Below are 11,057 nucleotides of genomic sequence, written 5' to 3'. Positions count from 1 at the left end.
TCCGTCGTCGGCAGCGTCAGATGTGTATAAGAGACAGCCACTACCTCGCGCAGGGTTATGCCTTCGCTTCGATCAATTACCGACTCGTGCCCGCCGCCACGGTGGAGCAGCAGGCGCAGGATGTGGCGTCGGCTCTCGCCTATTTGACCAAGCAGGCCGAGTCGCTCGGCTTTGATGCCTCACGCGTCGTTTTGATGGGTCATAGCGCCGGTGCACATCTCTCCGCGCTCGTCGGCACCGACATGCAGTATCTGAAAAAAGCCGAACTCGGTCCAAAATCACTTCGCGGCATCATTCCGCTCGATGGCGCCTGCTACGACGTGCCGCGCCAGATCGCTGAAGGCGGCGATTTCATGCAGGACACCTACTTGCAGGCCTTCGGCAGCGAAAAAGAGCGCCAGCTAGCCCTTTCGCCTACGCATCATGCCGCCGCGCCGAATGCGCCCGCCTTTCTCATCCTGCATGTGCAGCGCATCGATGGCACCGCGCAGTCCAAAGCGCTCGGCGAGGCTCTGACCAACGCAGGCACCTCCGCCGAAGTGCGCGGCTTCGAAGGCCGAGGCCTCCAAGGCCACGCCGAAATCAACCGCCGCCTCGGCGATCCCGCGTATCCCGCAACGCCGGTGGTGGATGAGTGGCTGAAGAAGGTCTTCGCGAAGTGAGCCATCGAATACGCGTCAGCAAAGTGGCCATCTCGCTCCGCGAGATGAGCTGTGAGCTCACGATAGCTAGCAGCGTTTCCGAAACGCGTGACACAGTCGTGATTGCGATAGCGCTGAGTCCCTCTCGCGGAGCGAGAGGGCTACTTTGCTTCGCGGAACGGCACTCTTCGTCCAACAAACACCTCGCGTGTCATACAACCACCGCCCCGACGACACTCAGGCTGCACTTCCTTTCTCCACCACTCCATCGCCGATCCACATGCGCCCCACCTTCCGCCTGCTCACTGTCTCGCTGCTGCTCCTTTCCTGCCACGCGTCTGCCGATGAAGCGGTCGCGTCGAAGATGCGGGCCTTGTTTCCAAAAGCGGATGCGGATCAGAGCGGCACGCTGTCCGAGGCGGAGCAGGCGCGGGCGGTTGAGTTTGTGAAGACGACGTATGGCGGGCAGTGGTCGCGGCAGATCGAGGTCATGTTTGGCCGTGCGGGGAAAGACGGCACCGTCAGCGCCGAGGCGTGGCAGCGGGCGGTGGCGATGTTTGCGCAGGCACCGGCGAAGAAGACCGAGATGATCGCCATGCGCGATGGCGTGCCGCTCGCCACAGACCTCTTTTTGCCCTCGGGCGACGGACCGTTTCCGGTGGTGCTCTCGCGCACGCCTTACAGCCGCGTGAAGCGCTCGCAGGAGGCCGCCAGCTTTGTGCGCGAGGGCTGGGTCTTCGTCATTCAGGACATGCGCGGCCGCTTTGACTCGAAGGGCGAAAACCTGCCCTTCATCGGCTGCGGCTGGGGCGAGCACGAGGACGGCGTGGACACCATCGAGTGGCTCAAAAAGCAGCCGTGGTGCAATGGAAGTATCGTCACCATCGGCGGCAGCGCGGGCGGCATCACGCAGAATCTCCTCGCTGGTGCGGCACCGCAGGGCCTGATGGCGCAATACATCAGCGTCGCCACCTCCAGCATGTATGCGGGCGGCAGCTACATCGGCGGCGCCTTTCGCAAAGCGGATGTCGAAAACTGGATGACCGGCAACAAGTATGATCCGCAGGCCCTGCAGATCACCCGCGACCATCCGAACGACGACGACTACTGGGCAAAGTTTGACACCACGAAGCGCTTCGACCGCATGAACGTGCCCGCCGTGCATGTCGGCGGCTGGTTTGACATGTTTTTGCAGGGCACCATCGATCAATTCACCGGCCGTCAGCATCACGGCGCACCCGGAGCCAAAGGCACGCAAAAGCTCGTCATCGGCCCGTGGCAGCACGCCATCGGCAAGATGCCCGCCGGTCAGCTCAACTTTCCGAATGCCACCCGCATTCCGCAGGCCTACGATGCCCTCCGCTGGTTCACGCACTACCTGAACGGCACCGACAACGGCATCGAAAAGGAGCCTGCCGTCGCCTACTACGTCATGGGCGACACCGCCACGCCCGGCGCACCCGGCAACGAATGGCGTTATGCCAACGACTGGCCCATCCCCGCGAAGGAAACGCCCGTCTATCTCACCGGCGAACGCCGTTTGAGCCTCGAAAAGCCCGCCGCAGCCACCACGCCTCACGAGTTCACCTTCGATCCAGCGAATCCCTGTCCGACCATAGGCGGCGCGAATCTCACCATCGACCGCGGCCCCATGGACCAACGAAAAATCGAGAATCGCGGCGATGTGCTCGTCTTCACCAGCGATGTGCTCGACAAGCCTGTCGAAGTCACCGGCCGCGTGCTCGCCAAGATCTTCATCTCCTCCAGCGCCGTCGATACTGACCTCTCCGTGCGCCTTTGCGATGTCTATCCCGACGGTCGCAGCATGCTCATCGCCGAAGGCATGCAGCGCCTCCGCCATCGCCAGTCCACTGCACAGCCCGTGCCGCTCACGCCCGGCCAGATCGAAGAAGTCACCGTCGATTGCTGGTCCACCAGCCAGATCTTCAACATCGGCCACCGCATCCGCGTCACGATCACCTCCAGCAACTACCCCCGCTTCGACGTAAATCCCGGCACCGGCCAACCCTGGAGCGACACCGGCGAACAAGTGAAGCAGACGAACCGCATCTACTGCGACACCGAGCATACCTCGCGCCTCGTGGTGCCGGTGGTGGAGTGAGAGCGAACAAGCTGGCATCACCTTGAGCCGACGTCTTGCGTTTGGCTGAGTCTGACTGGCATCTCACCACACAGAAAACCGAATCCCTGCTTCAGCCAAACAACTCCGTCAGCGGCTTGCCTTCATCGAGCAGGTTGTAGGCGCGGCCGAGGCGGTCGTGAGCTTCGAGGTTGTCGATGCCCATGGCGTAATAGACGGTCTTGGTGACGTCTTCGGGGTAAATCGGGCGATCCTTGGGGTATTCGGCGCGTGCGTCGGTCTCGCCGACGACTTTTCCGCCTTGGACGCCGGCTCCGGCCATCAGGACGCTCATGCACGCGGTCCAGTGATCGCGACCGGCACCGAGCGGGCCGCCGCTGCGGCGGTCGCCGACTTTCGGCATGCGGCCCATCTCACTGGTGACCATGACGAGTGTCTCATCGAGCAGGCCGCGTGAAGCGAGGTCTTCGAGAAAGGCGGAGAAACAACGATCGAACTGCGGCAGGAGGTTCTCACGCAGGCAGTTGAAGTTGTTGCCATGCGTGTCCCAGCCGCCGGCGCTCTTGCATTTCTTGTGCAGGCCTTCGTCTTCCTTCCAGAACACGGTGATGAAAGGCACGCCAGCCTCGACCATTCGCCGCGCCATGAGCAGGCTCATGCCGTTGATGTCCTGGCCGTAGCGTTCGCGCAGCTTCAGCGGCTCGGACTTGATGTCGAAAGCGTTCGCCGTGCTGCTGGCGGAGAGCAGGTCAAAGGCACGCTCCTGCTGCTTCGCGTAGTTCTGGATGGCCATCTCGTGATCCAGATCCTTCCGGGCAGAGTTCAGCGCCGCGAGCAGCGACTGGCGGTCCTGCATGCGCTGCGCTGTCATGGCTCCGCTCATGGAGATCGTCGGCGCGGCGAAATTCAGCGGCTCCTCAAAGCTGCCGTTGAGGATGAATGGATCGTACTCCATGCCGATGCGGCCGGCGAACTGGCCGGGACGCGTGAAAGGCAGCTTGCTGGGCTTGTGCGGCAGCGTGATGAGCGATGGCAGCGTGGGATGCTGCGGACGCTTCATCGCGACGACGCTGCCCATGTAGGGCCAGTCCTCCGGATACGGACGGCGGTCGTTGCCCTGCTGCTTGAAGGTCGGATCGGGGGCATGGCCGGTCAGATTGTAATAATAACCGGCGTGGTGATCCCCCGTGGCACGCCCGCCATCGGTCACGCCGTGAATCATGGCAAAACGATGCGCCTGTTTGGCCAGCAGCGGCAGGTGTTCGCACAAAACGATGTCGTCACCGGTGGTGCGCATCGGCTTGAACTCGCCGCGATACTCCAGCGGTGCCTGCGGCTTCATGTCCCACATGTCGATGTGCGAGGAACCGCCGCAGAGGAAGAACAGCACGGTCGATTTCGCCGGCTTTGCGAGCGTCGGCGATGCGACGGCTGGTCCTGTGGAAGCACGCACGCCACCTTTGAAGCCGAGAGATGCCAGCCCCATCGTCGAGGCCGTGAGAAAGGCGCGACGATCCATCGAAGGACGGAACAGCGGGGATGACATGACGTCTGCCAGTACGCTCGCCAAAGGCCCGACTTGCCGTTGCGTGGCAAATTGGCCTGTGTTCTCATCGCGGCGTGGAATTTCACCAGCTTCGCTACTTCATCGCCGCAGCCGAGGATTTGAGCATTTCAGCGGCTGCGAAGCGGTTGCACGTCACGCAGCCGGCGCTGAGCCGTCAGATCGCGGTGCTGGAGGCGGAACTCGGCTTGGCGTTGTTTGATCGCATCCGGAAGCGCATCCATCTGACCGATGCCGGCCGTTTTTTCCTGCCGAAAGCCCGGCAGATCGTCTGCGATGCCGAAACAGGCGCGCAGCAGCTCCGCGAGCAGTTCGGCAACGCCCGGCGGACATTGCGGCTCGGCTTTTTGACGCCGTTTCTCGATGATCTGGTGGCTCCGGCCGTGCGTGAGTTCCGCCAGCGGCATCCCAAAGCGCAGGTGAGCCTGTTTGAGCTGCCGCCGCGGGCGCAACTCGACCGCCTGCGCAACCACGAGCTAGATGCCGCGATCCTGGGCAACATCTCCGACGCCGAGCGTGCGTTCTTCAGCATCCGCACGCTTTCGCGACACAAAATGGCCGCCGTGCTGCCGGAGGATCACGTTTTGGCGGGCAGGAAGTCGATCAAGCTCTCGGCGCTGAAGACGGAGCCTTGGGTGTCGCTTTCTGACGCGTTTTTTCCCGGTCGCCGCGAGTTTTTGCGCTCGATCTGCCAGCAGGCCGGGTTTGAGCCGCAGATCGTCAACGAGGTCGATTCGCTGTCGATGATGCTGGGGGCCGTCACCGCCGGCGAGGGCGTGGCCGTGATGCCCGCGCATGCCGGAAAATTGCCGCACGGCGGCTGTGTCTTCGTCCCGCTCGCAGCGCCGGTGCCGCTATCCGAGCTGCTGCTCGTGCTGCCAAAGCAGGTGGCGACCCCCGAATTGACGACGCTGACGAGCTTGATTGCCGAGAACGCGGCACGAATCGCAGCAGGGCAGCGTTGAATGGATGACTCAACCCCCGAACTGCCATGAATATGAATCGTCGAGAAAGCCTGGGCTTGCTGCTCGGCACGGCCTGTTCCGCCGTTGCCGCCGAGCCCTGGAAGGTGGATGTGACTCAAGAGACGATGGCTCCGTGGGGCAAAACGCCGGATCATCTGGAGCCAGCCAAGATCCAGGTGCCGCAGTTCTATTACCTGGCCCAGTTTGTCTCGTTCCCGTCCTTCACTGAAGGGCAGTATCTTGCCCTCGTGAAAGGGAAACAGAAGGGCGAGTACGAACTGCGGGCCGCCAAAGCTGGCGGGCGGGATACGAAAGAGCCTCCCAAGAAAACGCATGCCATTCTGGTGCCGGAGGATCTGGCCCGAACGATCTACGAGTTGTGGTCGAACATGCTGTTCGAGACTCGGTATCCCAAGGCGGCCTATCACGGCCTGGATGGCACGACCTATGTGTTTTCGACGTTCATCCGGGCTCTGGGCTGGATGCATGGCTCCGTTTGGAGCCCGGACGAGGACCAGCCGCCGGGTTGGATCACGAAGCTCGCGGGTGAGCTGCATCAATTCGCGACGCAAGGCTCAACGAACGAGGCCGAAATCACGAAACGCGTGACGGCGACCCGCGAACGTTACTTCGCCCATCTCAAGAAACACGGGCGGCACTGAGCCTGATCCGGATGGTCTTAACTGTGCCGATCAGGCACCGCGGCACGCAGATTGGGCAGATCCACCATGATGTTCTGGCTGCGCATGAGCGTCTCACCGATGAGGAGCGAGTCGGCACCGGCCTCGGCGAGGCGAATGGCGTCGGCGGGCGTTTTGATGCCGCTTTCCGCGACGAGGACGATGTCATCGGGCACCTCCTCGGCGAGTTCCTCGGTGGTGGCGAGATCGACGGTGAAGGACTTCAGATTGCGATTGTTCACGCCGATGATGCGGGCGTCGGTGGCCAGGGCGCGTTCGAGTTCGGGGAGGTTGTGAACTTCGACGAGGGCATCGAGCTGGAAGGTGCCTGCGACTTCGAGCAGGTGCTCGAGCGTCGGCTGGTCGAGTGCGGCGACGATGAGCAGGATGGCGTCGGCTCCGGCGACGACGGCCTCGAAGATCTGCGCCTCATGAATGATGAAATCCTTGCGCAGGCAGGGGATGTCGAGCTGCTCGCGAATGAGCGTGAGATAATCGAGCCGGCCCTGGAAGTATTTTTCATCCGTGAGCACCGAAATGGCGCTGGCGCCGGCCTTTTCATAACCTCGGGCAATGGCGAGCGGATCGAAGTCGGCTGCGATGGTGCCGGCGGAGGGCGAGGCGCGTTTCACCTCGGCAATGATGCTGAGACGGGTCGGGTCGGCACGCAGGGCGTCGTAAAAGGAGCGCACGTCGTTGCGCTGCATGGCGGCGGCGCGGAGTTTGTCCACACGGGGGAGGAGGCGTTGCAGTTCGGTGTGCTTGTGGGCGATGATTTCGTCCAGCTTGTTCATGGGGCGCGCATGGTGGCGGCGGCCCGGGATTGTGCAACCTCGTCGTGCGGGCAAAATACGTGCGCAGGGCCTCCTTGACGTGAGGCTTGATGCGGGCTTTTTCAATTCAATGCCTGAAGCGCCCATCACCCCAGCCGCCGTGATCGAACTGCTCACTGCCGAACACATTCTGGAGCCGCAGGAGCCGATCGCGCCGGACACGGATTTGTTCACGCTGGGGCTGGACTCGATGGCGATGATGCAGTTGCTGCTACAGATCGAGGAACGTTTCCACCTGACGATCCAGCCGGCAGAGATGACACGGGAGCGGTTTGCCACGGCCGGTGCGCTGGCCTCTTTCCTCGGAGAAAAACGCCGTCTCGCCGCCTGATGCCGACGCTGCCCGCCACGACGGTCGATTTTTTCCTCGCCGGACTTGAGGCGTTCATGATCCGCAGCGGGCAGGGGACTCACTGGGCTGTCACGATGCTGCGGCTGCATGGCAAACCTGATGCCGTGGCGCTGGACCGTGCGTGGCAGGAGGTACATGCGCAGCATCCGATGCTGGGGGCGCGGCTGAGACGCCTCTGGCGCGGCTGGCGTCTTGTTTGGGAAACGCCGGGTCCGGTGACCGCTCCGCCTGTCGTGTGGCACCCGCTTTGCGACAGCGCCCAGGTCAACGAGATCCTTTTGGAGCGATTGTGTGGAAAATCCGGCTCAGGGGACATCCGTTCGCCCTTGATGATGGAAGTGCTGCCGCTGGATGGTGAAAACGGTCCCCATGTCGTCCTGCTGACCTGGCGTCACGCGTTGATGGACGGCACCGGGGTGAACCTGCTGTTGGAGAAACTCGCAGCGGGAGGATGTGATCGCGGACCCCCCGTCCTGCCAGAAGCAAAAGCCGCCCCACTGAGCCGGGTTTTTCAGAAGGCACGTCCCTTGATGCGGCGGCTGCATGCCATGACGACCGCGGGCTGCCTTTCGGCCTGGAGCAAGACCGCACCGCCGCCAGGGCCGCCGCGTTTTGCGCTGGTCGAATTGTCATCCGAGGAGTCGCAGGCGGCTTTTGCGCGGCTGCGGGCTGCCTGTGGCGATTTTTTGCAGATGCCCTTCCATGCGGCGGCCGCAGCCCGTGCCATCCGGTTGCTGCACGAACTTCGCGGCTGGAACAGCCCTGAAATCCACATGCAACTGCCGTTTCAGACCCGTGGCCGCAGCCGGGACCTGCTTTTTGGCAATCACATGGGCACACTGCCTCTCTTTATAGAGGCAGCGGCACTGGGCACGATGGATGCGGCGGTCAGCCACCTGCTGGAAAAGTATCGCGAGGCCATGAAACAGGAGATGCCGCAGGCGTCAGAAGCCTTGATGACGCTGTCTGCGCACCTGCCTGTGGCTTGGTTCATCCCTGCGGTCAGGTGGACGAATCAGGGAGAGATTTGCAGCCTGTTTCATTCCCACACTGGCAGTTTTCTCCCTGGGCGGACAGAGTTCGCCGGAGCCGGGATCGAAAGTGTGGTCACCATTCCAAGTGTCTGCTCGCCTCCCGGACTGGGGATTTTCTGCTCGGACCACGCCGGTCGTGTGACGATCACCATGGCCTGGCGGGGTGAAGGGGTGTCGGCGGCCGAGATTCAGGCTCTCTCGAGGCAGATCCGCGCGGATTTGACCGGCGCGGCGGGCGTTTGAGCGCCGAGAGATGGGGAAAAGTGCCAGGGAACCGCGACATGGACAGGCAGGCTGCCGTTGCTTCCGTCAGGACCTGGCGGGGTTCGCAAGCTGAACATCCGCGGCCCCTGACAGTGGTTTTTTAGCCGCTGGGCCGGTCTGGCACAAGCAGGATTCCGCACGGAGGTCCATTTGCTTGAAAATTGGTGTTGTCGAAAGAGATGCGTTCCGGTAAAAATCAGGCCCTTAATTCTCAAATCGCTTCCCACCATGGTCTGGAAAATCCTCTCTGCCCTTTCGGCCGTCTGTCTCGGCACCGCCTGCTACTTCGCCTGGGCCAACCAGAAATCGCTCGTCGAGGAGCGCAAACGCGAGGCTTATTACACGGCCAACCTCGGCGAGGTCAAAGCGCACAAGGAGCAGGCCGAGCAGGCCAAAAAGACCCGTGAGGAGCAGCTCGCCGCCGCGAACAAGGAACTGGAGACCACCAAGACCAGCGTCGTGGATGTCGCCGCCAAGGCGCAGACCAAGGAGCAGGAGCTCGCCGTGGTGAAAACCAACCTGGAACAGGTGACCAAGGTGGTGAACGACCTCCAGAAGCAGATTGATGACGCGGGTGACATCGAAGCCCTCCTGGCCCAGATCGAAAACATCCGCAAAGAACGTCTGGAAGCCGAAGGTGCCCTCGCGAATCAGAATCAGGCGCTGGCTGCCGCCCAGGAAAAAGTGAAGACCCTCACTGATGCCGCGAAAGCCGCCGAAGACCGCGAAGCGCGTGGCCGCCGTGGCATTGTGGACGAAGATTTCACCGCCCGCGTCTCCCAGTCCTTCACTGATTGGGGCTTTGTGGTGCTCAACAAGGGGAATGGCGGCGGTGTGTTCGCCAATGCCGACCTCGAAGTGAAGCGCGGCAAGGACACCGTGGCCAAGCTGAAGGTGCGTGACGTGGAGCAAAATTCCTCGGTCGCTGATTTGATCAAAGGCAGCCTCGCCGAAGGCGAACGCATCCGTGCGGGTGACTTGGTGGTCGCTGCCGCCGAACAGAGTGCCAAGACGGATACGAAGGCTGCTCCTGCAACCACGGGCGCGGCTGCCACAGCCGCTCCCGCCGCCGATGCCGGTGCTGCTGGTGCTGCTGGTGCCGCCGCAGCCCCCGCGATGGGAGGTGACCCCTTCGGTGGAGCCCCTGCCGCTCCTGCTGGTGGTGCGCCTGCCATGAACTCTGATCCCTTCGGTGGAGCCCCCGCCGCTCCTGCGGGTGGTGCTCCTGCCATGAACTCCGATCCCTTTGGTGCTCCTCCGGCTGGTGGTGCGACTCCCCCCGCTGGTGGAGCCACTCCTCCGAGCACGGCTGATCCTTTCGCCACTGCGCCTGCCGCGAAGCCCTGATCGCGTCTGAAACACCGTTTCCCGGAACCCCCAGAATCTCTTTCCCATGACCAAAGTCCTTTTCATCCTCAGCGCTGTCGTCATCATCGTCGCCAGCTTCTTCGCCTACCAGAACGGGCGTGAATTCGCCGCCGTGCGCGTCTCCATCGTCGAGAAAGGCAATGCCATCAAAACCGAGCAGAATGCTGACAAGGTCGTGGTCGGCCAGGTCAACCAGCTCGTGGCCGACATCGGCAAGGTGCAGGGCGATCTGGACGTGGAAGCGGAAAAGCTGAAAGCTCAGAAGAACAAGCTGGCCCAGGCCGAGGCCGATGCGAACCGCACCCAGGCGGAACTCGATGCCAAGGTCAAAAAGCAGCAGGAACTCGCCGTGAAGCTCGAAAAACTTCCGAAGGATGTGAAGCCGGAGACCATCACCGAGGACATCGCCCGCCTGAAGAAGGAGAAGCTTGAGTTCGAAGGCCAGGCCGAAGGCAAGAAGAAGGAAGTGACCGCCGAGCTCGACAAGATCGCCGGAATCCAGAAGCGTCTCGACGACGTGGTCCGCAAGATTGAGGAGCGCCGCAAGAACTTCGACCGGAACAGCCTCACCTCCCGCGTGCTTGCGGTGAACTACGACTGGGGCTTTGTGGTGATCGACGCTGGCAAGTCCACCGGCCTCACCCAGGACACGAAGCTCATCGTCACCCGTGGCGCCCACACCGTCGGCAAAGTGAGCGTCATGTCGGTGGAGAACAACGCCGCGATGGCCGCCATCGTGCCGAACGCCGTGGTGAACGGCGAGATGATCATGCCGGGCGACCGCGTGATCCTCGAAAACCTGGTCCAGAACTGATTGGGCGAACCGGGAGACGACGAAGCGATGAAAATGCGTGCGTTGAATCTGATGTTGCTGGCGGTCGTGGCCGCTTGTTCCCTTGTTTCCTGCGGCTCCGACGAGCCGCAGCGTAAAAAGGTGGTGGGACCGGACGGAAGCCAGTACAGCAACCTCCCGTGGAACCGTCCTCGTTCCTGGGAAGGGAATGCACGTTACGGTGCCATGATGCCGCAAAGCCGGTAACAGCGGATTCCGAAGCTCCATGAGGAAAGGGGGCTCCGGCTGCCAACAACTTCGGCATTGGGGTCAAGTCGGGACAAATTTGCCTTTTTCGGCACCGGAGTCGTCACAGGCGGCACAAGTCGCAATCGATCTTAGCCCGCACTTCTCACGCTCTGGAGCTTGCGCGGCGGCGATGTAGCGCGGAATTCCGATTCCGCGAAGGCCCCGCCTCGGAAT

Annotated in this window: 10 protein-coding genes and 1 other RNA gene; 8 read left to right on the top strand and 3 right to left on the bottom strand. The window is 62.4% G+C overall.

Annotated elements, in window-relative coordinates:
• Window positions 1-662 (top strand): alpha/beta hydrolase (locus tag IAE77_RS30820; RefSeq protein ID WP_294235532.1); only part of this gene is annotated, 662 nt, incomplete at its 5' end.
• A 259-nt stretch (window positions 663-921) separates the two neighbouring features.
• Complete coding sequence (locus IAE77_RS30815) at window positions 922-2,763, top strand: CocE/NonD family hydrolase (protein WP_294235530.1); 1,842 nt, start codon at window positions 922-924, stop codon at window positions 2,761-2,763.
• A gap of 91 nt (window positions 2,764-2,854) precedes the next feature.
• On the opposite strand, the gene IAE77_RS30810 is transcribed toward IAE77_RS30815, so the two are convergent.
• Entirely contained in the window at window positions 2,855-4,288 is a 1,434-nt protein-coding gene (locus IAE77_RS30810; protein ID WP_294235528.1) for a DUF1501 domain-containing protein, read from the bottom strand.
• A 74-nt stretch (window positions 4,289-4,362) separates the two neighbouring features.
• Here IAE77_RS30810 and IAE77_RS30805 point away from each other — a divergent pair, with 74 nt between their 5' ends.
• Window positions 4,363-5,271: a LysR substrate-binding domain-containing protein gene (locus IAE77_RS30805; RefSeq protein ID WP_294235526.1), complete on the top strand. Its 909-nt coding sequence runs from the start codon at window positions 4,363-4,365 to the stop codon at window positions 5,269-5,271.
• A gap of 26 nt (window positions 5,272-5,297) precedes the next feature.
• Entirely contained in the window at window positions 5,298-5,933 is a 636-nt protein-coding gene (locus tag IAE77_RS30800; RefSeq protein ID WP_294235523.1) for a hypothetical protein, read from the top strand.
• 17 nt (window positions 5,934-5,950) lie between these two features.
• Here the strand turns inward: IAE77_RS30800 and trpC are convergent, their stop codons facing one another.
• Entirely contained in the window at window positions 5,951-6,745 is a 795-nt protein-coding gene (trpC, locus tag IAE77_RS30795; RefSeq protein WP_294235521.1) for an indole-3-glycerol phosphate synthase TrpC, read from the bottom strand.
• A gap of 109 nt (window positions 6,746-6,854) precedes the next feature.
• Between trpC and IAE77_RS30790 the strand changes: the two genes are divergently transcribed.
• Entirely contained in the window at window positions 6,855-7,115 is a 261-nt protein-coding gene (locus tag IAE77_RS30790; RefSeq protein ID WP_294235520.1) for an acyl carrier protein, read from the top strand.
• A complete protein-coding gene (locus IAE77_RS30785; RefSeq protein ID WP_294235518.1) occupies window positions 7,115-8,413 on the top strand; it encodes a hypothetical protein in 1,299 nt (432 codons plus the stop codon). The genes IAE77_RS30790 and IAE77_RS30785 overlap by 1 nt, the downstream gene beginning before the upstream one ends.
• Before the next feature lie 18 nt (window positions 8,414-8,431).
• Here IAE77_RS30785 and ffs read toward each other — a convergent pair.
• Window positions 8,432-8,526: signal recognition particle sRNA small type (ffs, locus tag IAE77_RS30780), an RNA gene on the bottom strand.
• Window positions 8,527-8,662: 136 nt separating this feature from the next.
• Here ffs and IAE77_RS30775 point away from each other — a divergent pair.
• Together IAE77_RS30775 and IAE77_RS30770 are read left to right on the top strand one after the other, a co-directional pair.
• Window positions 8,663-9,781, top strand: coding sequence for a hypothetical protein (locus IAE77_RS30775; protein ID WP_294235516.1), 1,119 nt, complete (start codon window positions 8,663-8,665; stop codon window positions 9,779-9,781).
• A 46-nt stretch (window positions 9,782-9,827) separates the two neighbouring features.
• Window positions 9,828-10,616: a hypothetical protein gene (locus tag IAE77_RS30770; protein ID WP_294235514.1), complete on the top strand. Its 789-nt coding sequence runs from the start codon at window positions 9,828-9,830 to the stop codon at window positions 10,614-10,616.
• The last annotated feature ends 441 nt before the right edge of the window (window positions 10,617-11,057 follow it).

Origin of the sequence: Prosthecobacter sp. (assembly GCF_014879935.1) — a bacterium.
Lineage (GTDB): Bacteria > Verrucomicrobiota > Verrucomicrobiia > Verrucomicrobiales > Verrucomicrobiaceae > Prosthecobacter.
Note: the sequence above shows the minus strand (reverse complement) of the source record. Positions and strands in the feature narration are given on the sequence as shown.

Coding starts and splice junctions, on each gene's coding strand:
- IAE77_RS30815 (WP_294235530.1), top strand. CDS start 922: ATGCGCCCCACCTTCCGCCTGCTCACTGTCTCGCTGCTGCTCCTTTCC.
- IAE77_RS30810 (WP_294235528.1), bottom strand. CDS start 4,288: ATGTCATCCCCGCTGTTCCGTCCTTCGATGGATCGTCGCGCCTTTCTC.
- IAE77_RS30800 (WP_294235523.1), top strand. CDS start 5,298: ATGAATATGAATCGTCGAGAAAGCCTGGGCTTGCTGCTCGGCACGGCC.
- trpC (WP_294235521.1), bottom strand. CDS start 6,745: ATGAACAAGCTGGACGAAATCATCGCCCACAAGCACACCGAACTGCAA.
- IAE77_RS30790 (WP_294235520.1), top strand. CDS start 6,855: ATGCCTGAAGCGCCCATCACCCCAGCCGCCGTGATCGAACTGCTCACT.
- IAE77_RS30785 (WP_294235518.1), top strand. CDS start 7,115: ATGCCGACGCTGCCCGCCACGACGGTCGATTTTTTCCTCGCCGGACTT.
- IAE77_RS30775 (WP_294235516.1), top strand. CDS start 8,663: ATGGTCTGGAAAATCCTCTCTGCCCTTTCGGCCGTCTGTCTCGGCACC.
- IAE77_RS30770 (WP_294235514.1), top strand. CDS start 9,828: ATGACCAAAGTCCTTTTCATCCTCAGCGCTGTCGTCATCATCGTCGCC.